Origin of the sequence: Streptomyces sp. NBC_01092 (genome assembly GCF_045039535.1) — a bacterium.
GTDB lineage: Bacteria > Actinomycetota > Actinomycetes > Streptomycetales > Streptomycetaceae > Streptomyces.
Window position 1 is genome coordinate 3580212 of record NZ_CP108659.1, and the last position, 20059, is coordinate 3600270.

Here is a 20059-nt window from a genome sequence, read left to right on the forward strand (position 1 = left end):
GGCGCGGGGAACTGCGCGATCAACCCCCACCGGCCCGCGGACGGCATCAGTCCAGATAGCCCCTCAGCTGGTCCGCGAACGCATGGTCGCGCAGCTTGTTCAGCGTCTTCGACTCGATCTGGCGGATGCGTTCCCGCGTCACGCCGAAGATCCGGCCTATCTCCTCCAGCGTGCGCGCGCGGCCGTCCGCCAGCCCGTAACGGAGTTGCACGACCTTGCGCTCGCGCTCGCCCAGAGTCGACAGCACCGCCTCCAGGTGCTCCCTGAGCAGCAGGAACGCCGCCGACTCGACCGGCGACGCCGCGTCGCCGTCCTCGATCAGGTCACCGAGGGCGACATCGTCCTCCTCGCCCACGGGCGCGTGCAGCGACACCGGTTCCTGCGCCAGCCGCAGCACCTCGCTGACCCGCTCGGGCGCCAGGTCGAGGTGGGCGGCGACCTCGTCCGGCGTCGGTTCGTAGCCGCGCTCCTGGAGCATGCGGCGCTGGACCCGGACGACGCGGTTGATCAGCTCGACGACATGGACCGGCACACGGATGGTGCGGGCCTGGTCGGCGAGGGCGCGGGACATGGCCTGGCGGATCCACCAGGTGGCGTACGTGGAGAACTTGTAGCCGCGGGCGTAGTCGAACTTCTCGACCGCCCTGATCAGGCCGAGGTTCCCCTCCTGGACCAGGTCGAGCATGGTCAGCCCACGGCCGACGTACCGCTTGGCCACGGACACCACGAGCCGCAGATTCGCCTCGATGAGGCGGCGCTTGGCCATGCGGCCCAGCACGACCAGACGGTCCAGGTCGAGGGCGAGCTGGCTGTCCAGATCGGGGGTGCTGCCGAGCTTCTCCTCGGCGAACAGCCCGGCCTCGACGCGGCGGGCGAGGTCGACCTCCTCGGCCGCGGTGAGCAGGGAGATGCGGCCGATCTCCCGCAGGTACTGGCGGAACAGGTCGGAGGAGGGACCGCTGTTGTCGGCGGCGCGACTGCGGGCCGGCAGCGGTGCTTCCACCGGCTCGGCGGCCTCGGGGGCGTCCAGCGCCTGGGCCGGGGGCTCCGCCGGCTCGGCCGGGGCCTCCGGCTCCGACTCGGGGTGGTGCACGACACGGCTCTGCGGCGGCACCGCGACGAGAACGTCGGTCTCCGCGTCCGGCTCCGCGCCGTCCGTACCGGTGTCGGTCTGAATGAGGGTCTGGGTCTGCACGGGGGCGACCTCCAGGATGATCGCTGCCGAGGCGTACGGCAGCGCTGCTTCAAGGGCGGAGTCGGCGGCCTTGCCGCTGTCCGTCCCGTACGCGATGAGCGGAACCGCGGGGGTGTGGGACCCGTGGGGAACGGATCGGCCGCGCTCCGAGGACTCAGGCACCGGAACCCAGTGTGGAGTACGACACATCGCCGCCACGAGGGGCGTGCGGTGACTTTTTGCAATCGGGCCGTGACCCCGCGGTTACCCTGCCGTCCGGAGAAGCGCGGCGCGGCTCAGAGCGCTGCCGCGCCCCGCCCCCGCAATGCCTGGTCGTACTGCTGCAGCACCCACAGTTCGTTCTGCACGGCGCCCAGTTGGGCGGGGTCGCCGCCCGCGCCGAGGCGGGTGAGCTGGCTCTGAACATCGCGGACGCGGCGTTCCACGGCACGGCGGCGGACGGTGACGAGCTGTTCGCCGGCGTAGTTCTCGTCGACGGTCCTGCGCAGGATCGCCTCGACGGCCAGCTCCGTGACCATCGCGCGGACCTGGTCGTCGGGGGCCGCGTCACGGACGCGGACCAGGTACTCCTGCCCGTCCTTGATGCCGTACTCCGCGCCGCCCGCGTCCATGATCGCCTGACGTACGGCGGCGTAGGGCACGGCGGTGAACTCGTCGACGCCGTACGCGTCGAACGCCGGGGAGACCAACTCGGGGCGCTGGAGGGCGAGTTTGAGCAGCTCGCGCTCGGTGGCGTAGACGGGGTTGCGCAGGGTCAGGGCCGGGCCGGAGGCGCGGGGCGTCGGGGCGGCGTCGTACTGCTGCTGTGAGCCGCGGGAGGTGGGCGCCTGGCCCCTGCCGCCGCGATCGCGCGCCCACCGCGCCAGCTGGGCCACCCGCTTGACCACGAACTGCGTGTCCAGGATGCCGAGCATGCCCGCGAGCTGGACCGCCACCTCGTGCTGGGCGCCGCTGTTCTTGATGCGGGCGACGATCGGCGCCGCCTCGTCCAGCGCGGCCGCGCGGCCGGCCGGGGTGTCGAGGTCGTAGCGGACCACGATCTGGCGCAGCGCGAACTCGAACAGCGGGGTGCGCGGTTCGACGAGGTCGGAGACCGCCTCGTCGCCCTTCGCCAGGCGCAGATCGCAGGGGTCCATGTTGTCCGGCGCGATGGCGATGTAGGTCTCCGCCGCGAACTTCTGGTCGTCCTCGAAGGCGCGCAGGGCCGCCTTCTGGCCGGCCGCGTCGCCGTCGAAGGTGAAGATGACGCGGGCCGAGCCGTTGTCCATCAGCAGGCGGCGCAGGATCTTGATGTGGTCGCCGCCGAAGGCCGTGCCGCAGGTGGCGATCGCTGTCGTGACCCCGGCGAGGTGGCAGGCCATGACGTCGGTGTAGCCCTCGACGACGACGGCCCGGCTGCTCTTCGCGATGTGCTGCTTCGCCAGGTCGATGCCGTAGAGGACCTGGGACTTCTTGTAGAGCGCCGTGTCGGGCGTGTTCAGATACTTCGGCCCGTTGTCCGCCTCGTACAGCTTGCGGGCGCCGAAGCCCACGACGTCCCCGGCGATGTCGCGGATCGGCCACATGAGGCGGCCCCGGAAGCGGTCGATGGGACCGCGCCGGCCCTCCTGCGACAGCCCGGACAGCAGCAGCTCCTTGTCGGTGAAGCCCTTGCCGCGCAGATAGCGGGTGAGGTGGTCCCAGCCCTGAGGGCTGTAGCCGACGCTGAAGTGGACGGCGGCGGCCTGGTCGAAGCCGCGCTCGGCGAGGAAGATGCGGCCGGTGTCCGCCTCGGGGCTGGTCGCCAGCTGCTCCGCGTACCAGTCGGCGGCGATCTTGTGGGCCTCGACCAGGCGGATGCGTTCGCCGCGCTGGTGGGAGGGGTTGTAGCCGCCCTCCTCGTAGCGCAGGGTGATGCCGGCCTGGGCGGCGAGCCGCTCGACCGCCTCGGAGAAGGAGAGGTGGTCGACCTTCATCACGAACGTGATGGTGTCGCCGCCCTCCTGGCAGCCGAAGCAGTGGAAGAGCCCCTTGCTCGGGCTGACCTGGAAGGACGGCGACTTCTCGTCGTGGAACGGGCAGAGCCCCTTGAGGTTGCCTCCGCCCGCGGGGCGCAGCTGGAGGTACTCGGACACCACGGCGTCGATCGGGACCGCGTCCCGTACCGCCTTCACGTCCTCGTCGTTGATCCGTCCTGCCACGCGTGAATTCTACGGTGGTCCACGGACATCTCCGGATGGAGCTTCAGGCGATCAGGTTCTCAAGGCCCACATGCGGGTCCGCCAGAGCCTCCGTGTTCACCTGGGCCCTTGACCGGATCAGCTGCTGGATCGGCTCTGTGACGTCCCACACGTTCACGTTCATCCCGGCCAGCACCCGGCCGTTCTTCATCCAGAACGCGATGAACTCCCGCTTGCCGGCGTCCCCACGGATCACCACCTCGTCGTACGACCCCTCGGGCGCCCACCCGCTGTACTCCATCCCCAAGTCGTACTGGTCGGAGAAGAAGTAGGGCACCCGGTCGTAGGTGACGTCCCGGCCGAGCATCGCCCGCGCCGCCGCCGGTCCGCCGTTGAGCGCGTTGGCCCAGTGCTCCACGCGCAGCCGGGTGTCGAACAGGGCGTGCGGGAAGGACGCCACATCGCCGGCCGCGAAGATGTCGGGGTCGGAGGTGCGGAGCCGTTCGTCCACCACGACCCCGCGGCCGTGGGCGCGGTCGGCGATCTCCAGCCCCGCCGCCTCCGCGAGGCCGATGCGCGGGGCCGCGCCGATCGCCGCGAGGACGTCGTGCGCGGGGTGCTCCTCGCCGTCGTCGGTGCGCGCGGCCAGCACCATGCCGTCCTGGCCGACGATCTCCGTCAGCCGCCGCCCGAACTGGAACCGCACCCCGTGCTCACGGTGCAGCTCGGCGAAGACCGCGCCCAGCTCGGGGCCGAGGGCGCCGTGCAGCGGGGTCGGGCCCGACTCGACGACGGTGACCTCGGCACCGTACTCACGGGCGGCCGCCGCGACCTCCATGCCGATCCAGCCGGCGCCGGCGATCACGATGTGCCCGTTGTCCCGGCCCAGCGAGGTGAGGACGCCCTTGAGGCGCTCGGCGTGCGCGAGGCGGCGCAGATGGTGGACGCCGGCCAGGTCGGTGCCCGGGATGTCGAGGCGGCGCGGCTCGGCGCCGGTGGCCAGCAGGAGCTTGTCGTAGTGGACGACGGTGCCGTCCTCGCCGAACCGCACCGTCTTCGCCGTACGGTCGATTCGGTCGACGGTCTGGCCGAGGTGCAGTTCGATGTCGTTGCGCGCGTACCAGGCGGGTTCGTGCACGAAGACGCTGTCGCGCTCCTCCTTGCCGAGGAGGTAGCCCTTGGACAGCGGCGGCCTCTCGTACGGGTGGTCGCGCTCGTCGCAGATCAGTATCACCCGCCCGGTGAAGCCCTCCGCTCGGAGCGTCTCGGCCGCCTTCGCGCCGGCGAGTCCTCCTCCGACGATGACGAATGTCTGATCCGCGTCGACCACTTGATGCCTCCTCGTAAGCGTGCCGCCACATGAGCGTCCCGCACGCAGCGTGATGCGGGAAGAGGGGGTGACCCGATCAGGCCACGCAGGGTCACTTTCGAGTACCCGTTCGCCCCCGGTGTCTCATCCGTCGCGCGCGGGTGACGGCACCGCGCTCAGGCCCGCGCTGTGAGCCGCGTGTGCAGGGCGCGCGCCGACGCGTCCGTCAGGGACGCGATCTGGTCGACGATCACGCGCTTGCGGGCGCGGTCGTCGGGCGCCTCGTCGAACAGGGCGCGGAACTGCGGGTCCAGTCCCTCGGGCGCGCGGGCGGTGAGCGCCTCGGCCAGTTCGGCGACGACGATCCGCTGGTCGGCGCGTAGCCGCTCCTGCTCGGCGCGCTGCATGACGTACCGGTCGGCGACGGCCTTGAGGACCGCGCACTCCAGACGGGTCTCGTGCGGTACGACGAGTTCGGCGCCGTAGCGGGTGAGCCGTCCGTCGCCGTACGCGGCGCGCGTGGCGCTCTCGGCGGCCAGGCAGAAGCGGCCGATGAGCTGGCTGGTGGCGTCCTTGAGGCGGGCCTGCGCGACGGCGGAACCGTCGTAGCCGTGCGGCCACCACGGTGCGTCCTGGAGCCGGTCGAGGGCGGCGGCGAGCTCGGCCGGGTCGGTGTCCTCGGGGACGTAGCGGCCGATGGCCACGGCGAAGATCTCGCGGCGTTCGGGGTCGGCGTGCAGGCAGTTGGGGTCGATGTGGCCGGCGTGCAGGCCGTCCTCCACGTCGTGCACGGAGTACGCCACGTCGTCGGACCAGTCCATGACCTGGGCCTCGAAGGTGGTGCGGGAGCCGGGGGCGTCCTTGCGGACCCAGTCGAAGACGGGCCTGTCGTCCTCGTAGACGCCGAACTTCGGGGACTTGGGGTCGGTGGGGTGGGCGCCACGGGGCCAGGGGTACTTGGTGGCGGCGTCGAGGGTGGCGCGGGTGAGGTTGAGGCCGACGGAGCCCTCGGGGGTGAACCGCTTGGGTTCGATGCGGGTGAGGAGTCTCAGGGACTGGGCGTTGCCCTCGAAGCCGCCGCAGTCCTCGGCGAACTCGTTCAGCGCGACTTCGCCGTTGTGGCCGAAGGGTGGGTGACCCATGTCGTGGGAGAGGCAGGCGGCTTCGACCAGGTCGGGGTCGCAGCCGAGGGCCGCGCCGAGTTCGCGGCCGACCTGGGCGCACTCCAGGGAGTGGGTGAGGCGGGTGCGGGGGCTGGGGTCCCAGGCCTGGCTATGGGTTCCCGGTGTCACGACCTGGGTTTTGCCGGCGAGCCTTCTGAGTGCGCCGGAGTGCAGGATGCGGGCGCGGTCGCGTTGGAAGGCGGTGCGGCCGGGGCGCTTGTCCGGCTCGGGGGCCCAGCGTTCGAGTGACGGCAGGTCGTACGGCATGTCTACGACAGTACGGGCAGGTGGTGACAAACGGAGTGCGGCTTTGCGTCTGCCGGGTGCGCCCTTGCGTCTGCCGGGTGCCTGTCGAGTGGCGAGTGCGGGTGGTTTGGTGGCTGGTCGCGCCCACGCGGCGGAGCCGCAAATCGATGCAGCCCCGCGCCCCTGAGAGAAGGTCGGACTGCTCCCCGGCGTCTTAAGCGGTCGCCAGTTCTGGTGCTGTCGTGACCGGCGTCGCCGCCATCCTGTCGTAGCGGTGCAGGAGCAGGCTCGCCATTGCCGGATGCGTGCCCAGCGGCGCCGAGGCGATCCACGGTGCCTTCTGCGCGCACTCCGTCGCGAAGCGGCCCGGTGCGGTGAAGTAGGAGGCGATCGCCACCCTTGTGCGGCCTCGGGCCGCCAACTCGGCCAGTGCGTCCTGGACCGTCGGGGCCGCCGTCGTCGCGTAGGCCGGGATCACCGGGACGCCCAGGCGGCCCGCCAGGAGGTGGGCCGTGCGGGACGTGTCCACCTTCGACTCGGGGTCTCGGGAACCCGCCGCCGCCAGGATCACCGCGCTCTCGCGGCGCGTGGGCTCGTCCATGCGGGTGCGCCAGCCGGCCTCGACCAGGCGGGTGTACAGGGCCTCCACGAGCAGGGGGTGCGGGCCGAGTGCGCCGGCCACGCGTGCGCGTACCCGCGATGCGGCGGCCATCTCGGGGATGTCGCGCTTGATGTGGTAGCCGCGACTGAGGAGGAGCGGGACGAGGATCGCCTCGCGGTCGCCGAGGGACGCGAGGGTGTCCGGGAGCAGGGGTTCGTTCAGCTCGATGTGGCCGAGGTGGACCGGCAGGCCGGGGCGCAGGGCGCGGACCTTGTCGAGGAGCGCGCGCACCGTGCTCAGGGCGCGCGGGTCGCGGCTGCCGTGGGCCACGACGACGAGCGCGGGCGGCTGGGGGCGCCGGCTGCCGTCGAGCGAGACGAGGCTGAGCTGGCTGGCGAGCTGGCTGCTGATCCGGTTCATGAGGTGCGCCGTACTGTCGAGGTGGGCCGTCGTGGACTCGTTGTGAAGGGGGTTCGACGCCGTCATGAACCGATGGTGGCGGCGGGACGTTGCCGCCCCGTTTCACAGGAATGACGCGTTCTTACGCCCGGTTCACGGTGCGGTACCCGGGTGGTGTGAGGTGGCGTGACCTGCGGTTTCGCTTGCCGGAGTGAAGCTGCTCACGTCGCGTGGAGTGAACCACGGCGGCCGACAGGGCGTCCCTGACTGTCGAGAACGGGCCGTGAGCCGACCGGGGAGGGACCGTCCGATGCGCCGACCGAAGCTGGGCCGACCGAGACTTCCGCGTACCCGCGCCGGGCAGCGGCGGCTGGTGCAGGCCCTGGTGGCCGGATGTGTGCTGGCGCTGCTTCCGGCCACCTGGATGCACCTCGTCACCGGTGACCGGCTGCGGACCACGGCGGACGTGCCGCGCACCGACGTGGCCGTCGTCTTCGGCGCCGGGCTGTGGGCCGGTGAGCCCTCCCCGTACCTCGCCCACCGGCTGGACGCGGCGGCCGAGCTGTACCGCGCGGGGCGGATCAAGGTGGTCCTGGTCACCGGCGACAACAGCCGCAAGGACTACGACGAGCCCGACGCCATGCGCACGTATCTGACCCGGCACGGCGTGCCCGACACGCACATCGTCAGCGACTACGCCGGCTTCGACACCTGGGACTCGTGCGTGCGGGCCAAGAAGATCTTCGGCGTGGACGAGGCGGTGCTGATCAGCCAGGGCTTTCACATTCGGCGAGCGGTCGCGCTGTGCGAGGAGGCGGGGGTGGCGTCGTACGGCGTCGGGGTGCAGGACAGGCACGACACGACCTGGTACTACGGCGGCACCCGGGAGATCTTCGCGGCCGGCAAGGCAGCCCTGGACGCGGTGTTCGAGCCGGATCCCCGGTTCCTCGGGCGGCGGGAGGCCGGGGTCGCGAACGCGTTGGCGGCGCAGCGGTAGGGCCTGTCCGGCGGATCGGGCCGGCTGCAAGGAACGGCATCTCGTCAACGCAGGTGAGCGGGGCCTGGTGCGTCCAGCTGCAAGGCGGAGGAGGGAGTCGACGCGATGGGGTCCCCCCGCTCGAGCGGAGTCGAGAGTGGGGGAGTCGGCAACCGACGACAACGCGGATGGGGGTACCCCCCTCTGGGGGAGGGCGTGCCAGGCCCCGCGACGCCGGCATGATCCGCCGGACAGGCCCTAGGGGCGATCGGCGCCCGAAACGGTCGGGGGATGCCCTCGCGCGCAGGTTTTGACGCGCGCACGCCAGCCAACCGTGTGAAGAGACCGGTGAGAGCTTTCCGTAGTCGTCCGACTACTCATAGCGTCCGTCTCAGTGCGGCGGCGGATCGGGCCGCCGCCGCGTCTGGGGGAAAGGACACCTGATGACTCGTCTTCGCTCTCTGTTCGCCACGGCCGCAGCGGTGGTGCTGATCACCGGTGCGGCAGCCGCGGGGACCGCCACCGCGGCCGAGGCCGAGGCCGGACAGCCGAGGGAGCCGGGCTGCGCCAAGCTCTGGGGCTACGGCCCCGGCTGGGCGGACATCTACAACGAGTGCGGGTACACCATCTTCGCCAGCGTGGAGGTCGACGGTTTCGACCCGTCATGCATCCAGATCGGTCCCGGCGCGATCGGGACGATCGGCCTGGAGCCAGGCGACGTCCCGTACTACGCGTACGAGTGCTGACCCAGGGCGTCCTCTGACCAAGGACCATCCCTGAACGGGCGGGAGCCGGGCCGTGGCCCAGCTCCCGCCCTCCTGCGTGTCGGGGGGCCTCACGGTGGCCGGGCGGCGACGGGGAGGTCACCGTCCCGGCCGCGTAACCGGGAGCCGCCGTGCGCGAAACACGCCCGAAGCACGCTGAACGGCATGCAGAACTCCGCGACGCCCACCCACTGCCCGTACTGCGCCCTGCAGTGCGGAATGAACCTCACGCCCCAGCAGGACGGGGGTGTCGCGGTGGTCGAGCGCCCTGACTTCCCGGTGAACCGGGGAGCGCTGTGCGGCAAGGGCCGTACGGCTCCCGCGGTGCTGGCCTCGGGCGTCCGTCTGACCTCGCCCCTGGTGCGGTCGGGCGGCGCGCTCGTGCCGGCCACCTGGGACGAGGCGCTCGACCGCGTCGCCGAGGGCCTTCACCGCACGCGTACGGAACATGGCCCGGACGCGTGCGGGGTCTTCGGCGGGGGCGGTCTGACGAACGAGAAGGCGTACAGCCTCGGCAAGTTCGCGCGGATCGTGCTCGGCACCTCGCAGATCGACTACAACGGCCGCTTCTGCATGTCGTCCGCGGCGGCGGCCGGGATCAAGGCGTTCGGCCTCGACCGGGGACTGCCGTTCCCGCTGGAGGACATCCCGAGGACGGGCTGCGTCATCCTCGTCGGCTCCAACCTCGCGGAGACGATGCCGCCGGCGCTGCGCTTCTTCACCGAGCTGCGCGAGAACGGCGGCACGCTCGTCGTCATCGACCCGCGCCGCACGAAGACCGCCGAGCAGGCCGACCTGCACCTGGCACCCCGTCCCGGCACCGACCTCGCCCTGGCCCTCGGCCTGCTGCACCTGGTCGTCGCCGAGGGGCGGGTGGACGAGGAGTACGTCCGGGAGCGCACGGCCGGCTGGGAGGACGCCCGGGCCGCCGCGATGGCGCACTGGCCGGAGTACGTGGAGCGGATCACGGGGGTGTCCGTTCCCCAACTCCGGGAAGCAGTACGGCTGTTCTGCGAGCCCGAGCACGCGATGGTGCTCACGGCGCGCGGGCCCGAGCAGCACTCCAAGGGCACGGACACCGTGGGCGCCTGGATCAACCTGTGCCTGGCGACGGGACGGGCGGGCCGGCCGCTGTCCGGGTACGGCTGTCTCACCGGGCAGGGCAACGGGCAGGGCGGGCGCGAACACGGCCAGAAGGCCGACCAGTTGCCCGGATACCGCAAGCTCGACGATCCGGCGGCGCGCCGGCATGTCGCCGAGGTGTGGGGCGTGGATCCGGACAGCCTGCCGGGGCCGGGGCGCAGTGCGTACGAGTTGCTGGACGCGCTGGGTTCGGACATCCGGGCGCTGCTGCTGATGGCCTCGAACCCGGTGGTGTCGGCGCCGCGTGCCGCGCACATCGAGCAGCGGATCAGGTCCCTCGACTTCCTCGCGGTCTGCGACGTCGTCCTGTCGGAGACGGCCGAGCTCGCGGACGTCGTCCTGCCCGTCACGCAGTGGGCCGAGGAGACGGGCACGACGACCAGCCTGGAGGGCCGCGTGCTGCTGCGCAGGCGCGCGATCAGCCCGCCCGAGGGCATCCGCAGCGACCTGGACGTCATGCATGAGCTGGCCACGCGGCTGGGGGTGGAGAAGGGATTCCCGACCGACCCCGAAGAGGTCTTCGAGGAGTTGAGGCGGGCGAGCGCCGGCGGGCCGGCCGACTACTCGGGGATCACGTACCGGAGGCTGGCGGAGGAGAGCGGGGTGTTCTGGCCGTGTCCCGCGGCGACGGGTACAGCCGACGACGCCGCCGGCGACTGCGAGGATGCCTCACTGGACGCCGGGCCCGACGACCCCGCGCAGGACCACGATGCCGTCGCGGCACCGCACCCCGGCACGCCCCGCCTCTTCCTCGACCGGTTCGCCACGCCGGACGGACGGGCGAGGTTCGTCCCCGTCTCACACCGGGCGGCCGCCGAGGAACCCGACGACGAGTACCCGGTTCTCCTGACCACCGGCCGGGTCGTGGCCCAGTACCAGTCCGGCGCCCAGACCCGCCGCGTGGACGAGCTGAACGCCGCCGCGCCGGGCCCGTTCGTGGAGCTGCACCCCCGGCTGGCGGCGCGGCTCGGGGCGGCCGAGGGCGACCCGCTGGCGGTGGTCTCACGCCGGGGCCGCGCGGTGGCCCCGGCCCGCATCACGACCGGCATCCGCCCGGACACGGTCTTCATGCCGTTCCACTGGCCGGGCGAGGGCCGCGCCAACACCCTGACCAACCCGGCACTGGACCCGACGTCACGCATGCCGGAGTTCAAGACGTGCGCGGTGCGGGTGGAGACGGTGCAGCAGTAGCGGAGGGGACTCCAGCGCCCCCAAGGGCGGATGGAGACGGTGCGTTGCAGCCGACGGGATCCCAACTCCCTCAGGGGCGCGGGGAACTGCGCGACCAGCCACCACGGCGCCGCAGCCGAACAACCACCGATCGCGGCACCCACAGTGGATCCCTCAGCGCCGCCCCCAGTCCCCGCTCTCGATCAGCCTGCCCCGCGCCCGCAGCCGGGCGGCAACAGACGGAGCGGCCACATACACCCACGCCCGCACGGCAGTTCCGTCGCCATCGCGAAGCACCTCGCGGGCGACGCGCTCATAGAGGCTGCGCGGATCGCCCGGGGCGTACTCCTCCAGACGATCCAGGTCGGCGAGCAGCGTGGCGTACCCCTCGGGGCGGGCGGTGACCAGATCGCCGCACACCATGCCGCCGCCGCGCACGTCCTCGACGACATACGGATAACCCGGCCCGTCGTACAGCACCGCCCCCTCCATCCGCGCCGGCTCCTCCGCGCGGACGCGCCCCCGCAGGAAGGCGTCATGGTTGGGCTCACCGGGGCGCAGGGTGCCGTAGACGAAGAACGGGAGTCGAGGAGAGAGGGTCACGGAAACGATTCTCTCCTCTCACACACCTGCACGTATTCACCCTGGCCACGGCATGTTCATGCCCCCTTGAATCATGGTCAGCTTCCGAGCCGCCCAGTTCAAGGAGACCGATGAGCCGAATACGGTCGCACATCCGAGGTTCCCGCCTGGCCACCGCGGGCGCCGCCGTCGCCGTCGCCGGCCTGCTGGCCGCCGCCCTCACCCCCACCGCCGACGCGGACGAACCGCCCAGCAGGGCCGACGCCGTGAAGAACGCGGCATCGGTCCTCTCCGATGTCGCGGGGAGTCTGGGGCTGACGGCCGTGCAGGGCACGCGCGTTCGGGACGTGGTGGTGGACACGGATGGCGCACAGCACGTCCGCTACGACCGGACGTATCGCCAACTCCCCGTTCTTGGGGGCGACTTCGTCGTGCATCTGGAGAAGGACGGTGCGTACCGAGGCGCCTCCCGCGCCGTCGCGCGCCCGATCTCCCTGAAGAGCGTGTCGCCGAAGGTCTCGGGGCCCAGGGCCGCCGACCTCGCCGCGAGCGCGCTGCGCGCCGTGAACGTCGGCGAGGCGCTCAAGAGGCTCACCTCCAGGCCCGAGCTGGTGGTCGACGCCCTGCACGGCGCCCCGAAGCTGGCCTGGCGGACCGACGCGGTCGCGCAGGACTCCCTCGGCAACCCGGTCGCCCGGACCGTGCTGACCGACGCCGGCACCGGTGCGCAGATCGACGCGTGGGACAGCATCGAGACGGCGTCCGGCGACGGGAAGTCGCTGTACGCGGGCACGGTGCCGTTGGAGACGACGGCGTCGGGATCGACGTACCAGCTGAAGGACGCGACGCGCGGCGGCACGTACACGGGTGACGCGACGAACAAGACGGACCTGTGCGTCCTGACCGTCTGCCTCAACCGGGCGCCCGCGACGGTCTTCACCGACGCCGACAACCACTGGGGCACTGGTACGGCGGCCGACCGCTCGTCGGCGGCGGTGGACGCGCAGTACGGCACGGACGCGACGTGGGACTACTACCGGGACGTCCACGGGCGCAACGGCATCGCGGGCGACGGCAAGGGGTCGTTCAACCGGGTGCACTACGGCAACGCCTACAACAACGCCTTCTGGGACGACCGTTGCTTCTGCATGACGTACGGCGACGGTGACGGCACGCAGCTCGGTCCGCTGGTGTCGCTGGATGTCGCCGGGCACGAGATGTCGCACGGCGTGACGTCGAAGACCGCGGCGCTGACGTACTCGGGCGAGTCCGGCGGACTGAACGAGGCGACCTCCGACATCTTCGGGTCGCTGGTGGAGTTCCACGCGGGCAACTCCTCGGATCCCGGGGACTATCTGATCGGCGAGAAGGTCGTCCGGTCGGGGCTCGGGCGGGGTGCCCTGCGGTTCATGGACAAGCCGTCGAAGGACGGGGTCTCGGTGGATTGCTGGAGCACGTCGACCGCGCAGCTCGATGTGCACTACTCGTCGGGGATCGGCAACCACTTCGCGTATCTGCTGGCCGAGGGCAGCGGCGCGAAGTCGATCAACGGGGTGAGCTACAACTCCCCCACCTGTGACGGCTCTTCGGTGAGCGGGATCGGGCGGGCCAAGCTCGGGAAGATCTGGTACCGGGCGCTGACGGTCTACATGACGTCCTCGACGAAGTACGCGGGGGCACGGACGGCGACGCTGAGCGCGGCCAAGGATCTGTACGGGGCCGGGAGTGCGGAGGAGCGTGCGGTGGCTGCGGCTTGGAGTGCGGTGAACGTGGGCTGACGTTCGGGGCAGGGCTCGGGGGCGGGGCTGCGTGGCCGGGTGCGGGTCGTAATTGGCTGGTCGCGCCCACGCGGCGGAGCCGCATATTGACGCAGCCCCGCGCCCCTAGGTTGGCTGGGCCAACGCCTGTTCAGACTGCGGAGCCAGATGCGCTCCGCCGTCTGCCGTCCTGCCCAGCCGAGATGGAGCCGTATGCCGTCCAGCCGTGAGTCGTCGCCCGTTGTCAAGATGCATGTCGATGAGCTGGACATCGACGCGGCGCTGGTCGGCCGGCTGGTCGCGGAGCAGTTCCCGCGGTGGGCCGGGCTGCCGGTGACGCCAGTCCGCTCGGCCGGGACCGACAACGCGATGTACCGGCTGGGCGACGACATGGTCGTACGGCTGCCGCGGCTTCCCGGCGGGGCCCGGCAGGTCGACACCGAGCACCGCTGGCTGCCGCGACTGGCCCCGTATCTCCCGCTCGCCGTCCCGACACCGCTGGCGAAGGGCGAGCCGGGCGCCGGTTACGCACTGCCGTGGGGCGTGTACCGCTGGCTGGACGGCGAGAACGCCTACGATGCGCCCCTGACCGAACTGCGGGACGCCGCCGAGCAGTTGGGCCGGTTCGTGGCGGCGCTACGGAAGGTGGACGCGGTCGGCGGTCGGCCGTCCTGGCGGGGCGACCCGGTTCGCAAGAACGACGTCCATGTCCGCGCCGCGATCCTCGACCTGGGCGCCGCCGGCACGCTGGACGCCCCGGCGGCGACCGCGGCCTGGGAGGACGCCCTCCGCCTCCCCCAGTGGGACGACGCCCCCGTCTGGCTGCACGGCGACCTCCTCCCGGGCAACCTGCTGACCTCCTCCGGGCGTCTCACCGCCGTCATCGACTTCGGCGGCCTCGGGGTCGGCGACCCGGCGGCCGACACCATCGCGGCGTGGGCCGTCTTCGACGCCGGCACCCGCGAGGCGTTCCGCGCGGCGGCCGACGTCGACGACGCGACGTGGGCCCGGGGGCGGGGGTGGGCGCTCTGCTTCGGCCTGATGGCCGAGCACTACTACGGCGACACCTGCGGCAACGGAACGAACCCCGTACTGGCGTCCGTGGGGCGGCGGGCGGTGGCCGAGGTACTGGCGGAGGCCCGTCCGGGCCACGTGGCCGGCTGACTCCGTCACCCGTTCACACCCCAGCGCCCCGCCCAACCGATTCTCTTCCACGGCGCCCTCGTCCCGCCCCGGTGACCTGCTGAAACGGTGCCGTACGCGCGCCCCTCCGCCTCCTCCGGGCGCCCGTCGACCCCTCTTTCGGCGTTCTCTCGGGGAGCGCGCTCGCCGTGCCGGGACTCTCCTCGGAAGGGCAGGGCTCGGCCGACGGCGGCACATGGGGGTGTCGCGGGTCGTGGGTCCGTGCGCTCGGAGGAGCACGATGCGTCGTACCGCCCGTCTGCTGACCGGGACCGCGCTGGCCGTCGGCGCTCTGGGGCTCGTCGTCGCGCCCTCGTACGGCGCCGACACAGGCGGCCTGAAGTTGCGGCCGGCCTCGGTCGTGCCGGGCGGGCAGGTCACGGTGCACACGGCCGCGTGCCGGGACGGCGGTGCGGCGGGCGACGCCAGCGCGGTCGGCGCCGGAACGTTCACGCTGGCGCCGCAGGAGCGGGAGGCGACCGGACGGTTCCGGGTGCCGCCGAGCGCGCAGCCGGGGACGTACGAGATCGTCGCGACCTGCGCCGAGGGCGGCCGGCGGGTCACGGGCGACCTGGTGGTCACGCTGACGGCGGCGCGCGGGCAGGTGCATCCGAGAGGAAGTGTGAAGACGGGGGTCGGCGGCACGCTCGGCCGCGATCCCGTGCAGACCGCGGTCGGCTGGGCGGCTCTCGCCGTCGCCGCCGCGGGCGGTACCTGGCTCCTGCATCGCCGGGCGAGAGGCGACGGGATCTGACGGACACCCTCCGCTGTCCGTCCGCCGGTACCGCACGTCCCCTCCCCCTCCGGGTCCGACGCCCCTCGCGGCCCGGAGGGGGAACGGGGTGGCCCGAGGAGAGTCCCAGGAGGCTCGCGTGCGCAGTCACAGCAGCGTCGGTGATGCCGCGATAGCCGCCGTCACCGTGCTGGCCCTCTGCTCCGGTGCCTGGCTGCTGCAGAGCGGCGGCACCGGGACACACGCCCCGCCCCAGCCGTCGGCCGCGCAGGCCGGGGAGACCGCGCCGGGGGCACAGGGCGGCGGCCACGCGCTCCCGCCCTCCCCGCCCGACCGCATCCGCATACCCGCGCTCCGCGTCGACGCCCCCCTCATGGGCCTCGGCCTGACGAGGACCGGCAGCCTCGACGTCCCGCCCGCCGGGCGCGCGAACCTCGCCGGCTGGTACGAGGCCGGCACCACGCCCGGCGAGACGGGCACCGCGATCGTCGCCGGCCACGTCGACAACGCCGACGGGCCGGCCGTCTTCTACCGCCTCGGCGCTCTGCGCAAGGGCAGCACGATCGAGGTGGACCGCCGCGACGGCGGCACCGCCCTGTTCTCGGTCGACGCCGTCGAGGTGTACGACGCGAAGGCCTTCCCCGACGAGAAGGTGTACGGCGCGGCGTCCCGCCCCGAACTACGGGTGATCACCTGCGGCGGCGGCTACTCACGGACGACCGGATACCGCGGCAACGTCGTCGTGTTCGCCCATCTGACCGGCACCCGCTGAACCCAACACCCCGAGCACGGCTACCCGTTACGGGCCGGCAATTCACGATCTTCGCTGTCGCAGAGGTCGCGACGAGGTCGGGACGGAGGGGGGCGGTGAGGGTATTGAGAGCGATGAGCAGGACGGTAACGGCCCCTTTTCGTCGCGAGTGACGCAAAAGCGATCTTGACTGCTTTGCTGGAGCACAGCACCATCCGAGCATGGATGCGGACCCGGACATGACCGCGACGCGGGTGGAGCACGTCGTACGCCGTGATGCCGCGCTGCTGGAGGGCGACCTGCGCACGTTCCTCGGCTCCCTGGCACCCGGCACGACCTCCCTGCACGGCGCCGCCCTGCACCGCTCCCTCCACGCCCCGGTCTCCGACGCGCTCGGCTCCAAGGTGGGCCAGCAGGCACTGCCCCCGGCCCCGGGGGCGCCCGGCGGCGCGGGCCCGCTGCGGCCGTCGATGGTGTACTGGGCGTATCGCAACTACCGGGGCTTCCCCGAGGAGTTGCCGGACGAGGAGGCCTCGGCGGACCTGGCCGTCGTGCGGCGGGTGGCGGTGGCCGTGCGGGTCCTGCTGAAGGCCGCTGTCGTGCTCGACGACATCCAGGACGACAGTGACGTCCGCTACGGCGAGCCCGCGCTCCATGTCACCCACGGCGTGCCGGTCGCCCTCAACACCGGCTGCTGGCTGATCATGCAGGCCCTGCGGCACGCGGCGGACCCGGCCGTGGCGGACAGCCTGGCCCGCAGCGTCGCTCACGGCTTCACCGGTCAGGCCCTCGACCTGGCGACCCGGTCGGCGGACACCCGCGCCGAACTGCCGGCCGCCTCAGCCGAGATGCGGGTGCAATTCTGGGAGTCGGTCGCCGAGCGCAAGACCGGCACCCTGTTCCGGATGCCCCTGGACGCGGCCCTCGCGGGGCTGCGCGTCGGCCCGGAGGAGCAGGACGTCCTGGACGGGGCGATGCGCCGGCTCGGGCTGGCCAGCCAGCTGTTCAACGACCTGACGGACGTCGTGCCGGAGCTCGGCGGCGCCAACACCCACGAGGACTTCGACGGGCTCGGCAACCGGGTCTTCCTGGAACTGCTCGGCTCCGGGACGGCTCCGGAGGACCCGGACGGCCTCACGGGCGCTCGGCTCAAGGCGTACGTCCTTGGCCACCCTCGGCTGCGGGACACCCTCCTCGAACTCTCCGCCCGGGCCGTGGAGTTGAAGCGGTCGGCGAAGGAGGCCGTGCACGGTGTGTGCCGGTCGGCCGGCGCCGCGGCCTATTTCGACCTGACGATCGAGCGCAAGGGCCACCTCATCGACCGGCTGCACGAGACGGTGCGGCGGCAGGGCGGCGCGTGACCCGGCTCCTCGACCGGGCCCGGTCCCTCACGCGCGCGTGCCCTCCAGATATCTGAGAACGGCCAGTACCCGGCGATGTCCCGTCTCCGACGGCGGCAGGTCCAGCTTGGTGAAGATGTTGGCGACGTGTTTCTCCACGGCCCGTTCGGAGACCGTGAGCGCGGTCGCGATGGTGTGGTTCGTCCGGCCCTCGGCCATCAGCGCGAGCACCTCGCGCTCCCGGGGCGTGAGCGCGTCCAGGGCCGTGGCGCGCCGGCTCGCGCCGAAGAGCTGGGCGACGACCTCGGGATCCAGCGCGGTGCCGCCGGCCGCGACCCGCTCCAGCGCGGCCACGAACTCCCCGATGTCGACGACCCGTTCCTTCAGCAGGTACCCGAACCCGGCGGGCTCGGTGAGCAGCCGGGCGGCGTGCACGGTCTCGACGTACTGCGAGAAGAGCAGAACGCCCAGGCCGGGGTGCTCCCGCCGCAGCTGCAGGGCCGCCCGTACGCCCTCGTCGCTCTGGTCGGGCGGCAGCCTGATGTCGACGACGGCGACGTCCGGGGCGTGTTCGGCGACGGCGGCCAGGAGCGCCTCGGCGTCGGAGACGGCGGCGGCGACCTCGACGTCCCGCAGCTGGAGCAGTTGCACGATTCCCTCGCGCAGGATGGCGTTGTCCTCGGCGATGACGACGCGCATGCGGCTCCGATCGGCGGTCGGGGGCGGTCCGGGCGGGCGGGTCAGGCGCAGGGCAGCTCGACCGTGACCACCGTAGGCCCTCCCGCCGGGCTGTCGCAGGTGAGGGTGCCGTCGACCGTGCGCACCCGGGCCAGCAGCCCGGTGAGTCCGGAGCCCGCGCCGATCACCGCTGCGCCCCCGCCGTCGTCGGCGACGCGCAGGCGCAGCAGGCCGTCGTGGGCGGCGACGGTCACCGTGGCCGCGTCGGCGCCGCTGTGTTTGGTGGCGTTGGCGAGGAGTTCGGCGGCGCAGAAGTAGGCGATGGACTCGACGGCCGGGGTGGGGCGGGCGCGGATGTCGGTGGTGACGTCGACGCTCAGGGCGCAGTCGGCGGCGAGGGTGGCGAGGGCCGCGGGCAGGCCCTCGTCCAGGACGGGCGGGTGGATGCCTTTGACCAGGTGGCGCAGGTCGACGATGGCCTGGGTGGCGTTGCCGCGGGCGGTGTCGACCACGGCGAGGACGCGCTCGCCGTCGGCTCCTGCGGTGACCAGCTCACGGATCACGGTCAGATGCATGGCCAGGCCGACGAGCCGGGCCTGGGTGCCGTCGTGCAGGTCGCGTTCGATCCGGCGCAGGGTGGCGGCGGCGTCCTCGACGGCGTGCGCGCGGGTCTCCTCCAGGGCGCGGATCCGGCGGTCGGCGGCGCTCGGGCCGAGCAGCGCGGTCAGCAGGAGTCGGTGGGGTGTGAGGGCGTGGCGCAGGAGGCCGGGGGCGACGGCGAGCAGCAGCAGTCCGGCCGCGACCGGGATCAGCCAGCGCGGCCAGCTGTCGACCTGGTACCCGAAGAACTCCAGCGACACCCGCGACACCGAACCGTCGGGGTGGTGCAGGGTCCGGTAGTTCAGGTGCTTGAGCAGCGGGTGCAGGGTGAACAGGACGCCGTATACGTATCCGACGAAGATCGCCGCCAGCCCGAGCACCGCGGTGAACGGGGTCGCCAGCGCGCATCCGACGGCCCGCCAGCCGACCCGCTCGCCGAGCACCGCCCGCCGCCACCCGAGCACCCCTGCGCCGCTCGGCGGGGTCGGCTCCTCGATCTCCACGCCGAGCAGTCCGCGGGCCAGCCCCCGCTGCACCGTGCCCAGCGCCATCGCCCCCCGCACCGTCCCGGCGATCAGCCACAGCCCCAGCGTGGTCACGGACAGCGCCCCGCCCACCACCAGCCCGACCAGGACCAGTACGCAGCCGACCAGTGCCAGCGGGAAGGCGATCACCGCGTACAGCAGGGCGGCCAGGGCGCGGCGGCCGAAGGTGGCGGCGGCGAGGGAGCGCAGGCGATTCACAGCGGCCAACCTAGGCGAGGGCCGTACGGGCCCACCGGAGCTGGAGCCCGGTCAGGGTGCGCACGACCCAGGGCATGAGCAGCAGGAAGCCGAGCCCGCCCACGATCGCGTGGAACGCCCAGGCGCCGGGATACGTCGGTCCGCCCCACGCGTCGGCGGGGTCGCCGCCCGCCCGCAGGGGCCAGCCCAGGTTCATGGGCACGATCGACCAGCCGTACACCGTGACGACGGCGGTGACGAGGTTGAGCGGCAGCGCGACCAGCGCGTGCAGCAGCCCGGAGCGGGAGCCGCGGGCCGGAGCCGCGCCGAGCAGCGTCCGTGCCAGCCCCCGCTGCCAGCGCCCGGCCGGCAGGCCCGCGAGGCCGAGGGGGACACACACCACACCGATCGGAAGAGCGGTGACCGCATACGCGGTGCGCCGCCACGTCGCCGCGGTGAACGGCTCGCGCACGAGCCGCCAGACCCACACGGCGGCGACGTCCCGCTGCGCCGGTCCCGGGTCCGGCACCGGGATCTTCCGAATGAGGTCCATGACGCATCCCCCTGAGCGTGAGCTGCCGAAAGCCGA

Annotated in this window: 17 protein-coding genes; 8 read left to right on the forward strand and 9 right to left on the reverse strand. The window is 72.6% G+C overall.

The annotated features are described in order from the left end of the window. Window positions 1-46 precede the first annotated feature (46 nt). The 5 genes from OG254_RS16025 to OG254_RS16045 all read right to left on the reverse strand — a co-directional run bounded on the left by OG254_RS16025 (window position 47) and on the right by OG254_RS16045 (window position 7159). Window positions 47-1357: an RNA polymerase sigma factor gene (locus OG254_RS16025; RefSeq protein WP_405582215.1), complete on the reverse strand. Its 1311-nt coding sequence runs from the start codon at window positions 1355-1357 to the stop codon at window positions 47-49. A 113-nt stretch (window positions 1358-1470) separates the two neighbouring features. Next, window positions 1471-3375 (reverse strand): DNA primase, encoded by a 1905-nt coding sequence (gene dnaG / locus OG254_RS16030; RefSeq protein ID WP_405582218.1) that lies wholly within the window; start codon window positions 3373-3375, stop codon window positions 1471-1473. A gap of 43 nt (window positions 3376-3418) precedes the next feature. Next, entirely contained in the window at window positions 3419-4684 is a 1266-nt protein-coding gene (locus OG254_RS16035; protein ID WP_405582220.1) for an NAD(P)/FAD-dependent oxidoreductase, read from the reverse strand. Window positions 4685-4839: 155 nt separating this feature from the next. After that, entirely contained in the window at window positions 4840-6093 is a 1254-nt protein-coding gene (locus tag OG254_RS16040) for a deoxyguanosinetriphosphate triphosphohydrolase (RefSeq protein ID WP_405582223.1), read from the reverse strand. A gap of 193 nt (window positions 6094-6286) precedes the next feature. Beyond that, a complete protein-coding gene (locus tag OG254_RS16045; RefSeq protein ID WP_405582226.1) occupies window positions 6287-7159 on the reverse strand; it encodes a sirohydrochlorin chelatase in 873 nt (290 codons plus the stop codon). Window positions 7160-7382: 223 nt separating this feature from the next. On the opposite strand from OG254_RS16045, the gene OG254_RS16050 reads away from it, so the two are divergent. The 3 genes from OG254_RS16050 (at window position 7383) to OG254_RS16060 (ending at window position 11146) form a co-directional block, all read left to right on the forward strand. Further along, the gene (locus OG254_RS16050) at window positions 7383-8069 is read left to right on the forward strand and encodes a vancomycin high temperature exclusion protein (protein WP_405582228.1); all 687 of its coding nucleotides are present in this window, start codon (window positions 7383-7385) and stop codon (window positions 8067-8069) included. A gap of 422 nt (window positions 8070-8491) precedes the next feature. After that, window positions 8492-8794 carry a hypothetical protein gene (locus OG254_RS16055; protein ID WP_405582231.1) on the forward strand — a complete coding sequence of 101 codons (303 nt, stop codon included), beginning with the start codon at window positions 8492-8494 and terminating at the stop codon, window positions 8792-8794. Between the two features lie 183 nt (window positions 8795-8977). Next, window positions 8978-11146, forward strand: a complete 2169-nt coding sequence (locus tag OG254_RS16060) for a molybdopterin oxidoreductase family protein (protein WP_405582234.1) — start codon at window positions 8978-8980, stop codon at window positions 11144-11146. 153 nt (window positions 11147-11299) lie between these two features. Here OG254_RS16060 and OG254_RS16065 read toward each other — a convergent pair whose 3' ends face one another. After that, complete coding sequence (locus tag OG254_RS16065; protein ID WP_405582236.1) at window positions 11300-11728, reverse strand: gamma-glutamylcyclotransferase family protein; 429 nt, start codon at window positions 11726-11728, stop codon at window positions 11300-11302. A gap of 110 nt (window positions 11729-11838) precedes the next feature. Here OG254_RS16065 and OG254_RS16070 point away from each other — a divergent pair, with 110 nt between their 5' ends. The 5 genes from OG254_RS16070 to OG254_RS16090 all read left to right on the forward strand — a co-directional run bounded on the left by OG254_RS16070 (window position 11839) and on the right by OG254_RS16090 (window position 17491). Continuing rightward, window positions 11839-13485, forward strand: coding sequence for a M4 family metallopeptidase (locus tag OG254_RS16070; RefSeq protein ID WP_405582239.1), 1647 nt, complete (start codon window positions 11839-11841; stop codon window positions 13483-13485). Window positions 13486-13677: 192 nt separating this feature from the next. Next, the gene (locus OG254_RS16075; RefSeq protein WP_405582242.1) at window positions 13678-14628 is read left to right on the forward strand and encodes an aminoglycoside phosphotransferase family protein; all 951 of its coding nucleotides are present in this window, start codon (window positions 13678-13680) and stop codon (window positions 14626-14628) included. 259 nt (window positions 14629-14887) lie between these two features. After that, entirely contained in the window at window positions 14888-15400 is a 513-nt protein-coding gene (locus OG254_RS16080) for a hypothetical protein (protein ID WP_405582244.1), read from the forward strand. Window positions 15401-15518: 118 nt separating this feature from the next. After that, window positions 15519-16151: a class F sortase gene (locus tag OG254_RS16085; RefSeq protein ID WP_405582247.1), complete on the forward strand. Its 633-nt coding sequence runs from the start codon at window positions 15519-15521 to the stop codon at window positions 16149-16151. A gap of 200 nt (window positions 16152-16351) precedes the next feature. Beyond that, entirely contained in the window at window positions 16352-17491 is a 1140-nt protein-coding gene (locus tag OG254_RS16090) for a polyprenyl synthetase family protein (protein ID WP_405582250.1), read from the forward strand. 27 nt (window positions 17492-17518) lie between these two features. Here the strand turns inward: OG254_RS16090 and OG254_RS16095 are convergent, their stop codons facing one another. From OG254_RS16095 to OG254_RS16105, 3 genes are read right to left on the reverse strand one after another with little or no spacing between them, the layout of a single operon-like run. Further along, entirely contained in the window at window positions 17519-18169 is a 651-nt protein-coding gene (locus OG254_RS16095) for a response regulator transcription factor (protein WP_351187373.1), read from the reverse strand. A 41-nt stretch (window positions 18170-18210) separates the two neighbouring features. Continuing rightward, window positions 18211-19491 (reverse strand): sensor domain-containing protein, encoded by a 1281-nt coding sequence (locus tag OG254_RS16100; RefSeq protein ID WP_405582252.1) that lies wholly within the window; start codon window positions 19489-19491, stop codon window positions 18211-18213. A 10-nt stretch (window positions 19492-19501) separates the two neighbouring features. Continuing rightward, window positions 19502-20023 carry a hypothetical protein gene (locus OG254_RS16105; RefSeq protein ID WP_405582255.1) on the reverse strand — a complete coding sequence of 174 codons (522 nt, stop codon included), beginning with the start codon at window positions 20021-20023 and terminating at the stop codon, window positions 19502-19504. Between the last annotated feature and the right edge of the window lie 36 nt (window positions 20024-20059).